This window comes from Rheinheimera sp. A13L (genome assembly GCF_000217935.1).
Taxonomy (GTDB): domain Bacteria; phylum Pseudomonadota; class Gammaproteobacteria; order Enterobacterales; family Alteromonadaceae; genus Pararheinheimera.
Genome location: NZ_AFHI01000034.1, coordinates 193,254 through 210,453, shown reverse-complemented (window position 1 = coordinate 210,453; position 17,200 = coordinate 193,254). Strand labels below are relative to the sequence as shown.

Genomic DNA, 17,200 nt, shown 5'->3' with positions numbered 1-17,200 from the left:
AAATTGATGGCACTTGCTAGAAGCCCTGCAGAGATCGTGCAGGAATCCTCAAAAGAAGTATTAGGTAAACACCCCTCGTGGGAGAGGGTTGAGCTTGACCATATTGCTAATATTCTCAATGGGTACGCATTTAAGTCTGCATTGTTTTCCAGTGACTCAGGCAAAGGTAAAGCTTTAATCCGAATTCGAGATGTTGGAAAAGACAGGACAAATACATATTACTCGGGTGAATTTGACGAGCAATATATCGTAAAGAAGGGTGATTTATTAGTTGGAATGGATGGCGATTTTAATGCCGCAATTTGGCAAGGCGAGGATGCGCTCTTAAATCAGCGAGTATGTAAGATTGATGTAAACACGGAACTTTATAATAAAAAATTTCTATTCTACGTTATCCAACCATATCTTAATGCGATACATGCTGAAACATCTTCAGTAACTGTTAAGCATCTGTCTTCGGGGTCTATTGGGCAGATTCCCCTACCACTGCCCCCTCTTAACGCACAAACAGTCATAGTCGATAAAATAGAAGAGTTATTTTCCCATATCGACGCTGGCGTGGAGGGCTTAAAACAAACAAAAGCAAAGTTACAGCAATATCGACAGTCGGTATTAAAAGATGCCGTAACGGGTAAACTTACCGAAAAATGGCGTGTACAAAATGCTGAAAAGCTTGAGCCTGCGGATAAATTACTGGAGCGAATTCTCACTGAGCGGCGTAAAAACTGGGAGCAGGAACAGCTAAAAATCTATGCTAGAAAAGGTAGTTTGCCAAAAGGCGGCAATTGGAAAGATAAGTATAAAGAGCCGAATAGCTCTTTTGATAGTAATCCCCCCTTCGAATTACCTGAAGGTTGGCAGTGGTGTTATTTTGAATCTATTGGTTTCGTTAGCGGTGGTCTTACCAAGAGCATTAAAAAAAATACTAATCAACGAAAGATCCCGTACTTAAGGGTTGCTAATGTCTACGCAAATGAACTTCGCTTAGACGAAATCCATGAAATTAGCGTTTCTGAGACGGAACTAGATAGAGTACTTCTTCAAGATAAAGATTTGCTTATAGTTGAAGGGAATGGCAGCCCTGAACAAATCGGTCGTATTGCAATTTGGGATAATTCTGTTAGTCCATGTGTTCACCAGAATCATTTAATTAAGGTCAGATTGATTGAAAAAACACTCAGCGAATTTATCGTTTTTTGGTTAATGTCGCTGTACGGTCGAGATCAAATCAAAGCGGTCGCAAGCTCTACATCCGGTCTTTATACCTTAAGCATTTCAAAAATTTCCAGCCTACCTATTCCATTGCCTCCTTTGGAGGAAGCTAGAGAAATATCGTCTTTAGTCACAGAAAAACTTGCTGCAGCATTTAAGACCGAAGAGGAGTTAGACCACAAGATTAAGCTTAGTGCACGATTAAAAGCTGCGATTTTAAGCAAAGCATTCACTGGTAGATTGGTCTGTAATGAACAGACGGAAGAAACGGCTGAAGAGCTATTGGAAAGAATTCTAGATGAAAAACTAAAGTCATTTACGAACGAAAAAGTTACTCAGCGGAAAATGAAAAAAAAGGCAAAGATCATGAACAAGAGGCCTATTTTTGAAGTAATTAAAGAATCTAAAAAAGCGTTAAAGGTTGAAGAAATATTTGAGCTTGCTGGTTTTCAAAGTGATGTTTCGCCTGAAAGTATTGAAGTATTTTATCAAGAGTTAAAGGAAGTATCTTCCCGCGCAGGGATCGAAGTAACTCCGTATTTTTTAGATAAAAAGAAACAAGGCGATAAGTTCGAATACAAGGAAGTAAACTGAATGAAGCTAGATAAGCTGTGGATCAGTGAGTTTAAAAACTTAAAGAACATTGAAATAGACTTTGATGAAGATGAGCTGGTCACCGTTGTCATCGGATGGAACGGGGCAGGTAAGTCTAATGTCATTGAGGCTCTGGTAATTATATTTCGTGAACTCGATCTACACAAATCTCCCACATTCTCATACCGTCTAGAATACCTTTGTCGTGGTAACAGAATTACAGTGGAGGCGCTCGCTACTGAAATCAAAAAAGAGCAGTACAACATTAAAGTTGTATCAAAAGAGGGAAAACTCGTAACAGATAAAGCCGGAGAATTTTTCGATGATGAGCAAAGACGCTTTTTGCCATCGAATGTCTTTGGTTATTACTCTGGACCAAGTGATCGGCTTGCAACTCACTTTTATGATCATCAAAGAATCTTCAGAGACCAGTTGCTTTATCCCAATAAATATGGTTTGGATGAAAAAACTTTACCTTTGAGGCCATTGTTCTATGCACAGAAAGTACATAGTAACTTTGTATTGTTAGCTTTCTTTTTAAGCTCAGATGAGAAGGTAACCAAATTCCTGAAAGAAAAACTCTTTATTGAGGGGATCGAGTCAGTCTTATTTGTCTTGAATAAGCCTGATTGGACGAGTAAAGAGGGGGACTCAAGGTTCTGGAACGCGAATGGAGTGGTTATGCCATTCCTGGATAGGCTGTTTTCAGCCTCTCTAGCTCCAATGCGAAAGACAATTAAAGTCCCGCATCCAATGAAAAAGAGTCCAGAAAATGTTGATGCACTCTTTTTATATCTGAAGGATCTGTCTGCTTTAAAGCAGGTTGGCAAAGATACCTCGGACAAAGACTTCTTCAAGTTGTTAGAAAGTATCTACTTTTCAAATTTGATTTTTGAAGTTCGTATCAGGGTAAAAATTAAGAATAAAAATGGTTCTGACGACTCATTAACGTTCAGAGAGCTTAGCGAGGGTGAGCAACAACTATTAACTGTCCTCGGTTTATTACGATTCACCAGAGATGATGAGTCGTTGTTCTTACTTGACGAGCCTGATACCCATTTAAATCCTGCTTGGAGCATGGAGTACATCAACTTCCTGCAAGAAGTGGCGGGTTTTAATCTCAACACGGAAAAAGGTAACAAAGAGGGGGTTGATAATAGCCATATTGTTTTAGCTACGCATGATCCCATCGTTATTTCTACTCTGAAAAAGGGGCAGATCCAGATCATGAAGCGAGATGAGAATGACTTAAAGGTATTTGCCACACCACCACTGTACGAGCCCAAAGGTATGGGCTTTTCCGGTATTTTGATGAGCGATATGTTTGGGCTTCGCTCTGATCTAGACCCGCAAACGCTCGAAAGCTTAGATGAGCACGCCATTTTGCTTGCTAAAATTGAACGGTCTCCCGCCGAAGAAACTCGGTATAAAGAACTCCAAACCGAACTAGATAAAGCTGGCTTTTTAGAGGCGTATTCGGACCCGTATTTCTCAGCCTTTGTAAAAGCGTGGGGCAGGAAGCATAGTGATAAACTATTCACGCAGACTTTTTTAAGCGATGGCGATCGGCAAGAGCTGAGTGTTATGACGGATGAAATACTTGCTGAATTGGATGCTGAAGAGGCTGGTGAGTAATGCGTTACATCGATATTGATGAGGTTGAACTCGAACTCCCTGATGATTGGGACGATAAAGTAGCTAGCGCTTGGGCATTCGTTAATCGAAAGGTTGCTGAAGCCGAGGTTGCTACGAGTGCAAAAGGAGTTCAGGAAGGTTGGGATGCTCAAAGGCTTGCCACGGAGCTATTAAATGCCGCTGGTACTGCCCTGAAAACTGCTATTGCGAGCAAAAGTGACGTTTGGGGGAGCCTAAGTGAGGTGTTGGCAAAGCAGTCTAATGGAAAATGTTGGTATTGCGAAACCAATGAGTTGAGATCTGACAACCCAATAGATCACTTTAGACCGAAAGGTAGAGTAGCTGAGTGCAGTGATCATCCCGGCTATTGGTGGTTGGCATTTGATTGGCGCAACTTCCGTTTCGCTTGTACTTACTGCAACTCGCGCCGTGTCGAAGTTGATACGGCCGGAGGTAAGCAAGACCACTTCCCTGTGTTTACGCCACCAGATTGGAATAAGACGCCGCAAGATAATAATCAGGAGCGCCCTAAATTATTAGACCCTACGGATCCTGATGATTGTGAACTGTTAGCTTTCAACATAAATGGACTTGCTACGCCTAATTGTAGTGATCAAACATCTGATAATTATAAAAAAGCTATTGAATCTATTGAAAGATTTCATCTTAATCACGGCCCAACAAAGAAAGCAAGGATGGCTATTAGACAAAAGATAAATCAGCTAGTAGCAAACACAAATGATCTATTGCAGCAAGGTGTTGCCGCGCATTCTCAGCAGATTAAATCTAATAAAAAAGAGCTAATGAAGCTTATACGTCCCTCATGCACCCAGACAAAATTTAATACTGCAGCGAGACTTTACTTGAATGAATTTGCTGCCCTTCCATGGGTTAAATCTATGCTTGATCGAGAACCACAATGAATAACGTCAGTACAACAGAAATTGTAAACCGCGTTTGGAACTATGCTCACGTGCTGCGTGATGAAGGCGTCGGCTATGGCGATTATGTAGAACAGCTAACTTACCTGATTTTCCTCAAAATGGCAGCAGAGCGTGCTGCTGGTGGTCAAGAAGCAGAGAACTTAGCAACCGAGCGCTGGAAGCTGCTTATTAAGCTTGATGGCGCAGAGCTTGAAACCGAATATCGCAAAACACTTGAAATGTTAGGTGGCCAGAAAGGCACGCTTGGTACCATTTTCCGCAAGGCTCAAAATAAAATCCAGGATCCAGCCAAGCTTGAACGATTGATTGACATGATCAATAAAGAATCATGGTCAACTCTCAGTATTGATGTCAAAGGTGCCATTTACGAAGGATTGCTGCAAAAGGGCGCTGAAAGTGAGAAAAAGGGCGCTGGCCAGTATTTTACCCCTCGCCCAATCATTGAAGCTATTGTTGATGTGATGCAGCCACAGCCCATGCAGATTATTGCTGACCCTGCCTGCGGAACCGGCGGTTTTTTAACCGTTGCACATGACTACATTGTCAAAAACACAGCGCGCCCGTTATCTAAAAAAGAAGCACGTTTTTTAAAAGAAGAGGCGTTTCGTGGCAACGATATCTCTGACTCGGTTGCCCGCCTTTGTGCCATGAACTTGTACCTGCATGGTATTGGTACTGATGAGTGCCCTATTTCAACTTCTGACGCACTGGCGAAAGAGGTTGGCGATAATAAAGTTGATATGGTGTTGGCTAACCCACCATTTGGCAGGAAAAGCTCTATCACGATAATCAGCGAGAAATCAGGCAAGTTAGAAAAAGAAAAGCTCACTTACGAGCGTTCCGATTTCTGGGCTGATACCTCAAACAAGCAACTTAACTTTGTGCAGCACATCGGCAATATGCTGCGCGTAGGCACCGGCAAAGCGGCAGTTGTGCTGCCAGATAACGTGTTGTTCGAAGGTGGGGCTGGCGAAACCATTCGTAAAGTACTGCTAAACCAGTTTAATTTACACACCATTTTACGTTTACCAACCGGCATTTTTTATGCCCAGGGTGTAAAAGCGAATGTACTGTTTTTTGACGCTATGCCTGCTTCAAAAGAGCCATGGACCAAGAGCGTCTGGGTGTATGACTGCCGCACTAACGTGCACAAAACGTTGAAAGAGAACAAATTAACCCGTTCTGATTTTGATGAATTTGTAGCGTTATTTTGCGCGGAAGATAAGAAAAAGCGCGTATCAAACTGGCAAGATAGCCCGCGCGAAGAGGATGGTGGCCCAAGCCCCGATAGTCGCTGGCGCGAGTTTAGTTACAATGAAATTATCGCCAGAGATAAAACCAATCTGGATATTTCCTGGTTAAAAGATGAGTCGTTAGAAGACAGTGACAACCTGCAACCACCAGCCGTTATCGCCATTGAAATTGTTGAATTGTTGACTGCTGCACTGGAAGAGTTTAAGAGTGTTGAAGAGGCTCTGGTTGAAGAGGATGATGTTTAAGCTGCGCTTAAACCTTTCCTTTTAGTTTGCATAATTAAGCTCTGTAATGGCGGCATTTGCCGCCATTATGCCCTTAAAAAACCAGCAGGAAAAAGTGTGTACATGGACGATTCGATTATCCCAACTACCAGCGAACAGTGGTTTGAGGTCTTAAAGGCAGAAGAGCAAAAAACTAAGAAATCATATTTGGCAAAACCGTCAAATTTGATCAGCAATTATCGTGGAGAACTTGCAACCAGCCGCGATTATGAAGGGCGCGAGATATTAGAACTACTGCAAAATGCTGCTGATCAGGCTAAAGCCGAAAATGTCAGCGGTAAAGTGATTATTGAGCTAACTGAAGTCGGTTTGTTAATAGCAAATAACGGCAAAGCTTTTTCGGTTGGTGGCGTGAAGTCTCTTCAGAATGCTCATTTAAGTCCTAAACGACTAAACCAGCGGCAGTTTATTGGCTGTAAAGGGCTTGGCTTTCGCTCGATTCTGAACTGGACGCGCAACCCGATTATTTTAAGCGGTGAGCTAGCAATCTATTACAGTGATGAGGTTAGCGCGAATAAACTGCAAGAGCTCATGGATGAGTCTTCCGAGCTTGCTGATTTAGTCCAAAGAGAGCGGGACAAAAACAATAACGATATTATCCTGCCGAAGCTTCCGTTTCCGGGTTTTCCTATTCCAACTGCTATGTCAGGCTCTGTTAGCCAGACTACTAGTTTTCTTTTCGAGCGTTGCCAATACTGGAAAAGCCTTGGCTATACCACTGTAATCGGTATCCCCTTCGAAAAAGCTGAGTCATTTAGTAAAGCAATGCAACAAATAGAATCTCTACGCCCTGAGATGCTGTTGTTTGTGCCTTATCTTGACGAGGTCCGGTTTTTACTGCCGGAAAATAAGTTGTCTGTCTGGTCGAAAGAGGGGGACGATGATGCCTCACTGGTTATGCAAGATGGCGAACCAATAGGTATTTGGCAGCTTTTTCGAACTCAAGGGAATGTGGACAAGTTATATCTTGAAGATTCAACGGCTGCAGTGCTTTATGAGATAGTCATCGCGGTGCCAGAAGTTAAGTCTAGAAGTGAGTTAAAACCGTCACCGCTGTTTACTTATTTCCCTACAGAAATCAATTTACCTTTGTCTGTTGTTTGCCATGCAACCTTTGAACTGGACCAAAGCCGTAACCAAATCAGCAAACTGAAAAGCAACGACTATGTGTTTACTCAGCTGGCTAGTTTTCTTGCGGAAGTAGCTGAAAGAAGAGCTGCAAAATATCCGGTTGGAGCCAATGCCGGTTTTCGCGTAGCAATGCCGTTGGGGGAATACCCAGAAAGCCTCAAAAAAATTGGCTTCCCCAAATTACTCAACGAAGCATGTAAAACAAGAACTATAGTGCCAACGATAGCAGGCAATGTGTCCAAAGTTGCAGATGTTTTTTCACTGAAGGGCGCAAACTCAGATTGGTTACCAATTTCGGGCTTTAAAAATATCGTGCCAAACGATGATGCTGAGCTTTATTGGTTTAGAGAATTAGGTATATCAGAACTTTCGCATGAAGCGCTATATGAAGCGCTTGATAGCCTTGTGGGCATAGATTTAGCGCAGAGGGTTAAGTTAATAATTGGGTTAAAGAAGCTTCCTGTTAACAGTAAAAATTACCCTTCATCTCTTTTACTTAGTAGTGACGGAGAAAGAATTTCCGGAACTGCTGATGTTTACATTTCGCCAAAAGGTGGAGTACCTGAATTATTGCCGGGATGGACCAAGCTGTGGTTTCTAGATGTGGAGATGCAACATGTGCTGATGGCTGCGTTGAATTTGAAAGACGTCAGGAGCTTTCGGCAGGAATTAAAGCAATTTGGGTTGCAAGAGTATGCATTTGGGAGCCTTATTCAGGATTTAAGACGGCAAGCGAATGATCGTAAAGAGCTTGAACCAGAGCAAGCCGCTAAGACTGAACAGCAACTGCTGGATGCCATTTATCGGCTATACCGAGCAGAGGGAGATGAAGAAAATAAGCCTGCTTTCCCACAGAAAACCAGCCTAAAGCTACCTAATCAAAATGGTCTTTTGGTCGATGCTGAAAAACTATACATGGGCGAAGGTTATGGACTCGAAGGTACAATTGTTCAACAGTTATATGCGCCAAAAAAAGATCAGTTTGTAGCAAACCCAGAGGCTTTTGGCATTCAACATGAAAAGCTAGCACAATGGAGTCGTTTTCTCGAATGGCTAGGAGTTGCCAAGTGGCCAAGAGAGGTTAATCATACTAATGCGGATAGCCGTTATCTCCAATTTTTAGCTGGCAAGCTGACATACCCTCTGAAGTTTGACGATTACATTTTTACATCGAAACAAGAGCTTTTTTCATCCAATTTGAAGCTGAGTGAATGTGTTTCTATCGATGGTCTTGAGAATATTCTCGTTGCTGATAAGTACGAATCGTTACTCGCATGGCTATCAAAAGATCAGCGCAGCAGCTTATGGCGTAACAATAAAGCGTCAAATGCAACCTTAACTTGTTACCGGAGCGGAGCCCATAAAATACGCCAATATGGGGAAGCATTGCCCAGTTACATATACTGGTTGATTCAAAATACTAACTGGGTGATTAGCACCGACAATGAAGCTATCAGTCCCAATCAAGCGATCCTTGCTGACGCTTTAAGTGATTCAATCTTTCCAAGGCCAGCAATGCCTCAAGATAGAGCAATGGCAGAGTTTGGCATCGATCGTAGTGCAGTTATTGGTGCATGGCGTAATGCCGGTGTAATAACAAACGTTGCTGAGCTAAGCCTTGATGGGATTTATGCAAAGCTTCTGGAACTACCAAATTTCAAGCAACAGTTACCCGCAGCTAAAACCTTGTATCGATGGCTCTTGGGCGCTTTGGATTCTGCATACGGAGAAGGTAGAAGTAATAAAGCTCAGTTTTTCGAGAATGGAAAGATCTGGGGTAAAAAGCTAGGGCAGCATGGCTATTTTACTACTCACGAGCTGCGCTATGTTGATAATGAGGGATTGCCTGAGGAGTTATTGAACCGCTTGGCTATTGCTGAAATACCTCATCGCTCTGGCAGTGATAAGGTAAAACGTCTATTGGGTGTGAATGCAATTGATAGAAATGAAATTCAGCAAAAAATAGTGAGCTTTGTTCCTGCTGCAACTGGAAGCGATCTCGATATTCACTTCCAGCAGGCTAAGCCATTTTTCAAAGCATTACGTGAGAACCAATCCAGCCAGATACAATACAGAAAGGAGCTTGATAAACTCAGACTCGAGCTCTGCGCCAAATTATATCTAGAAATTAGATACCAAGATGTTGAATGTTCATTCGAACTGAAAGATTGGGCATGGTCTATTGATGCTGATGTACTTTACATAAAAACACCCAACGAGGTCATAGATCATCAATCAGATTTATTGGCGGATGTTATTGGTGAGGCTTTAGCATCGATATATCGCTTAGCTAATGGTGGTGATTTTGCTCGTCTATTTCGTTGCAGCTCAAAAGAACGTCTGCAGCTTCTAAGTAAAATGATGGGTGAGAATATTTCTGCTGAGCAGCTAGCGGCTTTAGCCAGTAAAGAAAGTGTTTATTTAATCCACGAAGCTATTTTAGTCAATGTTCCAGTGATACAGGCACCAAAGATAGTCGAGGGTGAGGTACCAGAAAAGCCGTCAGTAGTGCCCACGCCAATAAACCCGATAGCTGTCGACATTGGGGGCGAGCCCAACTCTGAGCCAGAAGGTGAACTCAAGAAAGATGGGAAGTTAGCGATCATTCCAATCCCGGTGCAACCAAAGTCTGCACCAAACAGCCGCAAACTCAGCGTTAAAAAAGTCAGTAGAACTGGTGGCTGTGAATCTATAAGTTATACGCCCTTGAGTGGCGATCTTTGCGAAATGAAAGTCTTAGAAATTGAAGAAAGCTTTGAAACACCGCGTTTTCCTCTCTGGGTTGGGCGATATACCGGAGACCTTGCCTTAGGTTGCGATATCTTGAGCTTTGCGACTGAGGAAGCGCGAGAGCAATTTGCGTTGAATAAAAATAGAGACCTGAATTTGGTTGAAAGATTTATTGAGGTAAAGGGGCGGAAAGATAAGCTGTCTGTTATCGAGTTACGGGGCAACGAAAAGCATGCAGCTAAAAGGTATGCTGATAAATACTATTTGTACAGAATCTCTCAAATATCAGCAGATACCTTCAGTTTAAGTGTTTTAAAAAATCCGCTTCTCGATCCTGAGATAGTCGAACATTCAGTTTATATAGACTTGGATAGGTCTAGTAAAAAGGAAGAATTTGAGATTGTGGTTCAAGAAAACACTTCAACCAAAATTAGTTGAAAGCAATTCTAAAACAATTACATAAAGCAATTGCTCATTTGGTTTATAGGGGGGTACATCAGGTTTCAGTGAGAACAAGGAATTGAATTGCCAGAATGACCAGCAATCGGTCAGCTAAAGGAACTAACGATGAGCAGTTTGCCACTAATTGAGTCTATTTTGCTTGAGATCCGTCAAAGCGCGGGTATTCAAGGCTACCCAACAAACAAGAAAGATAAGTTTGCCAAAGGGCAATTAAGCTTGGATATGCACCAAGTGGTGGTGACAGAAACGCTAGAGGCTATTTTTGATGCCTTTGGCTTGGATCCGCAAATGCAACTCGATGCGATGCACAACCTTGAAGAGTTCGCTAATGCCTACAAGCACATTGAACTCAATACATGGACCTTTGCAGCAGACCAGCGGCAAATTGTCTGGGATATGTTGGGCTATTTTCTCGTACCTAGTTTGGCTCGTCGGATCTCGTTCTGGAACCTACCTCAACCGTTAGATACGGGAATGCCAGGCGGTCGATTTTGGTATATTCCCGAGACTATTGAACAAAACGGGAATGCCACTTTATATATGCCAGTTGCGCAAGTGGTCGACTGGTTACTTGACTTGCTCGGAATGCCGTTAGAAGTCTTCTCTGACCAGCGCAGCGATTTTACTGATGGCCTGCATGAAGGGCTGAGACGCTCTCTTTATAACTGGCGAGCGACCACGCCCATCAGCCCAGAGTCTATTGAAAAGTATTTCGCAGATAATGCACCGCTCAATTTCGCAGGTGCATTTCAACTAGACAACTCTCAAACACCTACCGAGCAGTTCGCGGCCGCATTACAATTTGTCGAAGGTAAAATGCTTACGGCTGAGCAGTTGCGTATGGAAATTCCAATGACTCAAGCCGAGCGGTTGGAAAACATTTTAGTTGGCAGTGCTGGTGAGGATGAGCAAGATACTTTTGTTGCTTGCATTGCGCAACGATATGCTGCGCCTTCAATGAAAACCATTCGCCAGCGATTACTTTTTGCCCGCACAGTACAGGATGGTTATTGCCGGTTGTTGAAGTTTCTTTGCCCTGATGTTGATCGCCTGTGTGTTAATGAGCAGCAAAACAAAGTGTTGCAACTATTCGCTATATATAAGTTTGTTTATAACACCACTATTGCCGCCTGGCGCAATTACTGTGATCAAGGTGAAGTAGCAGAAAACCATTGGTTTGAAGAACAGCTGCCGGAGTGGGATAAGTTTGGTATTTTCCTGTCAATTCTCCCGTCGCGCTATACAACGGCTAACCAAGAGCTAGCACAACTGCTGACGCGTCGTTTTTATGAGATGCAACCTGGCGAGGAACTGGAAGATCATATCGGACTTAATCCGGCTTCGGTCACTAAAATTATCCAGCGAAATGTTGAGAGAGCTGAATCGTTTTGTTCCGAAATAGCAAGATCTGAGCAGCTGCTATCCAGAATGCAAGTCGCCTCTCCCTGGAGAGCACTGCAGCATGAACAAAGCTACTGGGTGATAAGTCAGGTAGCTGCGCATCCCCGGCTTTCCACCGATGCGAGAAACCTTGCTGTAAATCGTTTGCGTGAGTTGGCTGCTTCGCCTGCTGAAACCGTTCAAGCTATTCTTTTTGAACTTGATAGTTATCTAAATGGCGAGCGTAAGCAAAGACCAAAAGACACTTTGGTGAAAGTGGCTGTTCTGCTTGCTGAGGCTGAAGAAAGTCAAGGATATGAACTCTGGAAAGCTCCCATTTTACAATACAAAGCGAAGCATCTGCTGGCTTGTAACCAATTTGAAGATGCATCGAAATGCTTTAGGGAAGCCTTAGAGGCCGCAAATGATCGCAACTATGGCCCGCTGCGTGGCGAGATTGCCAGAGATTCTTTCGCATTATCGGTCGCCAATCAAAAGCTAATTCATAACAACCATGAAAAGTTCTATCGCGAAATGCTTGCTGGTGGAATGATGAATGAGTGCGAGCAGATGCCGTCCATAGAAGAAACGGCGCGCTGGGTATCAGAGTATTTCTGGGACACGCTATATAAACCTTATCCAGGTGTGCAGGCCATTGTTAGAGGTTCCAGCAAGCAATTTGATCGGGCTTTTGAAGAATTACTAAAATTACTTCATGCTGGTTCAGAAAATGAATTTACACAATGGATTAAATCCAACCGGCAACTACTTAATTCAAACCTGCCTGATGTGGATGGTAACTCTGTCTTAATGTTGCTGTTTAAAAAGAGAAGTAGCTTTGTTGAGCGGTTACCAATTATTAAGAAAATGGCACCCTTTGAGTTACGGGGCGAAGTGGACAGGTTTAATTTGTTGCTCAAAAAGTGGCGAAACTTTATTGGTCAACTTGCAAAAGAGCATCCTAAACAACTAAATATCGTTGATATTAAAGGGCAAACACCTTTAATGCTGGCGGCTCAGGCCGGTGATGCTGAATTAGTCAAAATCATGCTTGAGGCGGGTGCCAATCCGGATTTACAAGACATAAAAGGTATGACAGCTCTGCATTCAGCATCTAAATCAAACAGCGTTGATTGTGTGAACTACCTATTAAACCTGCCATGTCGTTTAGATTTGGTCACTGTCGATGGGAGAACACCACTTCATACCGCTGCCTGGATGGGTAACCTGCATGCTGTACGGCAGCTAATTTCGAACGCTCCTAAAATGGCCTGGCTGCGTGATGCCGGTAATAAGACGCCGTTAGAGTTAGCAGAGCATTTGCTTGAAAACCAAGACGAGTTTGAGCGACTGTCAAAGGAGAGAGCAAAATTTGGTACCCGATGTGCGACGCCTGAAGAATTACAGCAAGTCGTAAGGGTATTAGAAAATGTGGCTGCGGTTTGTTAACAGGCAGAATTATTGCGCCTGAACAATAAGTACTTGCATGGCGCTTGTGAGAACAATTGAATTTTAACCCGAGGAAAATCAGTATGAGCAGAACACCAAACGATGATCGTAGTGACAGCATGAATCCGAATAACGACGCTTACTGGGATAGCCTGGACAACCATGCCAACCAGTTAAATCCTAACCACGATGAGTACCAGGGCTCTGACGAGGATGAAAATTAAATAAGTGGCATTACATCACCATCACTCAGTTTTCTTGCTTGTGATGGTGATTTATTTGTATTGAGTTTCCTAATTTTGAATGAGAACGCTTAAATGTTCCGCCAATTTATCCAGCGCTTCTTTCCGCTCTTCAAAATAATCATGCTTGTTATAAATCCCTTCTACACCTTTAAGCTTATGGTTTAAACAGCGCTCGGCTACATGGCCTGGTACGCCTATTTGCGCCAGCATGGTGCGGCAAGTGCGGCGTAAGTCATGTACTGAGAAGTGCTGAATATCGCCCATTTTGTTAGGTGGCTGTATCTTTTTACCCGCTTCATGGCCAAACAGCTTAGTAATCGCTCGGTTAAGGGTGTCTGGCCCCATATGCGGGTTTTTACTACTGCGTCTATTGGGGAATACATAAGGCGAGCCAGCTGCGCGTATTTCCAACTCTTTAAACCAAGTGATGCATAAATCAGGTAGAGGGATAGTGAGCCCTACACCTGATTTACTGCGCTCTTTCGGTAATTCCCAAATTCCTGTCTCTAAGTTGATCTCTTGCCAACTAGCTTCTGTTAACTCGCCCTTGCGCACGCCTAACGTGACTAAGAGGGCGCAAGCTAGGTAGTTCTCTCTGGCAAAACTATCTCTATTTTCCCGAAAAACTTCAAATACGCGTGTCAGCTCTTCAAAGGTGAGTGCCCGATCTTTACTTTGCTCTACGCCACCAGCATCACTGACATTAAAAGCACTGGCAGGGTTTGCGCCCACCACATCCAGCTTTATGCCGTGGTTAAATAACTGTTTTAAATACAGCAGTGCGTCATTGGCGATAGTAGGGCGGCCTGATTCAGTGATGCTTTCTATAATGTACTGAATATCACGAGCCATTACCTTGTTAGGTGGGGCCGAGCCAATATGCGGAGCTATGTCTTTGCGGTATACCCGTTCAGGGATGTTGTGGTGCTTAAGCCGTTTAATATTGCCTTTATGCCAGTCAGCAAATAGATCGTCTACGGTTTGCAGTTTGTGCTGTTTGGCGCGTTGTTTTAGAAAAAGTGGATCTACCTTTTCAACTACTAAATGCTTTTTCTGCATCACGGCTTCGGCGCGTGCTTCTGACAATGACATATTGGCACACTGGCCTAAAGTCATCTCCCGACGTTTACCGTTAGCTGTATAGCGAAGAAACCAAAATGACTTTCCTGACTTGGGAACTGCTAGGTACAGTCCCTCACCATCTGCGTACTTACCAGGTTCGCCCTTTATTAGGGATTCAACTTTCTTTGCGGTGAGGCTGCCCATATTTTCCTCTCAGATCAGTAAGTTATGTAAAAGTAATTTTACTCGCCGCTAGCTGTCTGAGTTAGTCTAACATACCCACCACCTTACTCACCAGTTTTGGTTGGCTTTTGGTGGATGGTGGTGGATTGTTATGGACTTTGTTTTTATATAAGTCGTTGAATTTTATTAATTAATAAATTTAAATGGATGTCTGTGGATTTTATTCAATATTCTGAATTTGTTCCCGCATCTGCTCAATTAAAACTTTAAGTTCCACCGCTGTATTGGTGATTTCTGTGGAAATGGCTTTAGAGGATAAAGTGTTCGCTTCGCGGTTGAATTCCTGCATCATAAAATCGAGGCGGCGGCCTATGGCTCCGCCTTGTTTCAGGCTGTGGCGGGTTTCTTTGATATGAGCGTCTAAACGGTCCAGCTCTTCTGCCACGTCAGATTTCTGCGCTAAAAAGGCCATTTCCTGTTCGAGGCGGTTTTGGTCCAGTTCTGCTTTTACTTCCTGCAGGCGGTTTAACATTTTGTCGCGTTGCCATTGCAGGGCTTGCGGTAAATGGGTGCGTAAGGTGCTGACATGAGTACCAATTTGATCCAGACGGTCGCGGATCATTTGCTCTATGGCTACACCTTCACGGCCACGGCCTGCTACAAAGTCGACTAAGGCGGCGTCAAAAGCTGCCATCAGTTCGGCTTGTAGGCTGTCGATGTCTTCTTCCTGAGTTTCCATCACACCAGGCCAGCGCAGAATATCAACCACGTTCAGTTGGGCTTTTCCGCTTTGCTCGGCTAATACACTGGCGCTTTGCATCAGTTGTTTAGCTAAAGCTTCGTTAATTTTTAACTCACCAGCAGTGTTTGATGCGCTGTATTTCAGGTTGATTTCCAGTTTGCCGCGGTGCAGTTTCTGCCGCAGTTTGTCGCGTAATAAACCTTCTAAGCAACGAAACTGTTCTGGCAGGCGGAAATAGCTTTCCAGATAACGTTGGTTAACGGAGCGGATTTCCCAAACGGCATTGCCCCAGCTGGCACGAATTTCGTGGCGGGCATAAGCGGTCATACTGTGGATCATATTGGTGTCCTGAAAAACAAAATAATGCCGAGTATACCCGTCTTAATTGAAGCTGCAACTTTGTTGGCGAATGATGTCTGGCCTGAGGCAAAACCGCCTTAGCGCAATTACTTAGCGTATAGATGGCACTGCAAGGGTGAAATCCCTATAATGAAGCACTTTTAATATCAGGTTGAGGCTTCACCATGCGTCCTAGCGGCAGAACAGCGAGTCAAATTCGTCCTATTACTTTCACCCGTCAATTTACGGCTCATGCTGAAGGTTCAGTATTGGTTGAGTTTGGTAACACCAAAGTTATTTGTACTGCCAGCGTGATTGAAGGTGTGCCACGTTTTATGAAAGGCCAGGGCAAAGGCTGGATCACAGCTGAATATGGCATGTTGCCACGTGCAACTCATACCCGTAACGACCGTGAAGCGGCTCGTGGTAAGCAGGGTGGCCGTACTATGGAAATTCAGCGTTTGATTGGCCGCGCTTTACGTACTGCTGTGGATTTAAAGCTGTTGGGTGAAAACACTATTACGATCGACTGTGACGTGATCCAGGCCGATGGTGGTACCCGCACTGCCTCTATTACCGGTGCTTGTGTGGCTTTAGTCGATGCGTTGAATTTTATGCGCGCTAAAGGTTTGATTAAAACTAACCCGTTGAATTTTATGGTCGCTGCGGTTTCTGTTGGTGTTTATAAAGGCACAGCTGTGGCCGATTTAGACTACGCCGAAGATTCAAACGCTGAAACTGATATGAACATCGTGATGACTGAAACCGGCAAAATCATCGAAATTCAGGGTACGGCTGAAGAAGCTCCATTTAGCTTTGAAGAAATGCAGCAGATGATGGAATTAGGCAAACACGCTATCCGTGAAATTATCGACGAACAAAAACGAGTGCTGGCGTAAGAGGTTCAGATGAAACAGTTTCAAAAAGACTTTATTGAATTTGCATTGTCGCGTCAGGTACTGAAGTTTGGCAGTTTTACGCTGAAATCCGGCCGTACCAGCCCGTACTTTTTTAACGCAGGTTTATTTAATACGGGTGGTGATTTAGCCCGTTTAGGTCGTTTTTATGCCGCGGCTTTAGAAGACGCCGGTGTAGAGTTTGACCTGTTGTTTGGCCCTGCCTACAAAGGTATTCCTATAGCTACTACTACTGCTGTGGCTTTGTTTGATCAGTACGGTAAAGATGTGCCTTATTGCTTTAACCGCAAAGAAGCCAAAACCCATGGTGAAGGTGGCAACTTAGTGGGCTCACCTTTACAGGGCAAAGTGATGCTGGTTGATGATGTGATCACAGCAGGTACTGCTATTCGTGAGTCAATGCAGCTGATCCAGGCGCAAGGTGCCAGTTTAAGTGGTGTGCTGATTGCGCTGGATCGTCAGGAAAAAGGTCAGGGCGAACTTTCAGCTATTCAGGAAGTCGAACGCGACTTTGGCACTCAAGTGATCTCTATCATTTGTTTAAACGACTTAATCAACTACCTGCAAGGCAAACCAGAGCTGGCCCAGTATTTAGAAGCTGTGTCTGCGTACCGTGCCCAGTATGGTGTGAGCTAAG

The 17,200-nt window shown here is 43.7% G+C and carries 11 protein-coding genes; 9 read left to right on the top strand and 2 right to left on the bottom strand.

Annotated elements, in window-relative coordinates; all coding sequences use genetic code 11:
* Positions 1-6 precede the first annotated feature (6 nt).
* From RHEIN_RS15905 to RHEIN_RS21120, 7 genes are all read left to right on the top strand, one after another.
* Entirely contained in the window at positions 7-1,806 is a 1,800-nt protein-coding gene (locus RHEIN_RS15905; RefSeq protein ID WP_008900003.1) for a restriction endonuclease subunit S, read from the top strand.
* Positions 1,807-3,441, top strand: a complete 1,635-nt coding sequence (locus tag RHEIN_RS15900; RefSeq protein ID WP_008900002.1) for an AAA family ATPase — start codon at positions 1,807-1,809, stop codon at positions 3,439-3,441. It abuts the gene before it with no gap.
* On the top strand, positions 3,441-4,364 hold the full coding sequence (locus tag RHEIN_RS20495; protein ID WP_008900001.1) for a hypothetical protein: 924 nt from the start codon (positions 3,441-3,443) through the stop codon (positions 4,362-4,364). Before RHEIN_RS15900 ends, RHEIN_RS20495 begins: the two co-directional genes overlap by 1 nt.
* On the top strand, positions 4,361-5,884 hold the full coding sequence (locus RHEIN_RS15890) for a class I SAM-dependent DNA methyltransferase (RefSeq protein WP_008900000.1): 1,524 nt from the start codon (positions 4,361-4,363) through the stop codon (positions 5,882-5,884). Before RHEIN_RS20495 ends, RHEIN_RS15890 begins: the two co-directional genes overlap by 4 nt.
* Before the next feature lie 102 nt (positions 5,885-5,986).
* A complete protein-coding gene (locus RHEIN_RS15885; RefSeq protein ID WP_008899999.1) occupies positions 5,987-10,222 on the top strand; it encodes a DUF3883 domain-containing protein in 4,236 nt (1,411 codons plus the stop codon).
* Positions 10,223-10,351: 129 nt separating this feature from the next.
* Positions 10,352-13,075: an ankyrin repeat domain-containing protein gene (locus RHEIN_RS15880; protein ID WP_008899998.1), complete on the top strand. Its 2,724-nt coding sequence runs from the start codon at positions 10,352-10,354 to the stop codon at positions 13,073-13,075.
* Between the two features lie 83 nt (positions 13,076-13,158).
* Positions 13,159-13,299 (top strand): hypothetical protein, encoded by a 141-nt coding sequence (locus RHEIN_RS21120; protein ID WP_008899997.1) that lies wholly within the window; start codon positions 13,159-13,161, stop codon positions 13,297-13,299.
* Between the two features lie 69 nt (positions 13,300-13,368).
* Here the strand turns inward: RHEIN_RS21120 and RHEIN_RS15875 are convergent, their stop codons facing one another.
* Together RHEIN_RS15875 and RHEIN_RS15870 are read right to left on the bottom strand one after the other, a co-directional pair.
* Positions 13,369-14,586 (bottom strand): tyrosine-type recombinase/integrase, encoded by a 1,218-nt coding sequence (locus RHEIN_RS15875; protein ID WP_008899996.1) that lies wholly within the window; start codon positions 14,584-14,586, stop codon positions 13,369-13,371.
* 199 nt (positions 14,587-14,785) lie between these two features.
* The gene (locus RHEIN_RS15870) at positions 14,786-15,646 is read right to left on the bottom strand and encodes a YicC/YloC family endoribonuclease (RefSeq protein ID WP_008899995.1); all 861 of its coding nucleotides are present in this window, start codon (positions 15,644-15,646) and stop codon (positions 14,786-14,788) included.
* 185 nt (positions 15,647-15,831) lie between these two features.
* Between RHEIN_RS15870 and rph the strand changes: the two genes are divergently transcribed.
* Both rph and pyrE read left to right on the top strand, forming a co-directional pair.
* Complete coding sequence (gene rph, locus RHEIN_RS15865) at positions 15,832-16,545, top strand: ribonuclease PH (protein WP_008899994.1); 714 nt, start codon at positions 15,832-15,834, stop codon at positions 16,543-16,545.
* Positions 16,546-16,554: 9 nt separating this feature from the next.
* A complete protein-coding gene (gene pyrE / locus RHEIN_RS15860; RefSeq protein WP_008899993.1) occupies positions 16,555-17,199 on the top strand; it encodes an orotate phosphoribosyltransferase in 645 nt (214 codons plus the stop codon).
* Position 17,200: the final 1 nt, after the last annotated feature.

What these genes read in the sequence shown, in the direction of transcription:
- rph (WP_008899994.1), top strand. Translation starts at nt 15,832, where the DNA reads ATGCGTCCTAGCGGCAGAACAGCGAGTCAAATTCGTCCTATTACTTTC.
- RHEIN_RS15905 (WP_008900003.1), top strand. Translation starts at nt 7, where the DNA reads ATGGCACTTGCTAGAAGCCCTGCAGAGATCGTGCAGGAATCCTCAAAA.
- RHEIN_RS15885 (WP_008899999.1), top strand. Translation starts at nt 5,987, where the DNA reads ATGGACGATTCGATTATCCCAACTACCAGCGAACAGTGGTTTGAGGTC.
- pyrE (WP_008899993.1), top strand. Translation starts at nt 16,555, where the DNA reads ATGAAACAGTTTCAAAAAGACTTTATTGAATTTGCATTGTCGCGTCAG.
- RHEIN_RS15890 (WP_008900000.1), top strand. Translation starts at nt 4,361, where the DNA reads ATGAATAACGTCAGTACAACAGAAATTGTAAACCGCGTTTGGAACTAT.
- RHEIN_RS15880 (WP_008899998.1), top strand. Translation starts at nt 10,352, where the DNA reads ATGAGCAGTTTGCCACTAATTGAGTCTATTTTGCTTGAGATCCGTCAA.
- RHEIN_RS20495 (WP_008900001.1), top strand. Translation starts at nt 3,441, where the DNA reads ATGCGTTACATCGATATTGATGAGGTTGAACTCGAACTCCCTGATGAT.
- RHEIN_RS21120 (WP_008899997.1), top strand. Translation starts at nt 13,159, where the DNA reads ATGAGCAGAACACCAAACGATGATCGTAGTGACAGCATGAATCCGAAT.
- RHEIN_RS15875 (WP_008899996.1), bottom strand. Translation starts at nt 14,586, where the DNA reads ATGGGCAGCCTCACCGCAAAGAAAGTTGAATCCCTAATAAAGGGCGAA.
- RHEIN_RS15900 (WP_008900002.1), top strand. Translation starts at nt 1,807, where the DNA reads ATGAAGCTAGATAAGCTGTGGATCAGTGAGTTTAAAAACTTAAAGAAC.
- RHEIN_RS15870 (WP_008899995.1), bottom strand. Translation starts at nt 15,646, where the DNA reads ATGATCCACAGTATGACCGCTTATGCCCGCCACGAAATTCGTGCCAGC.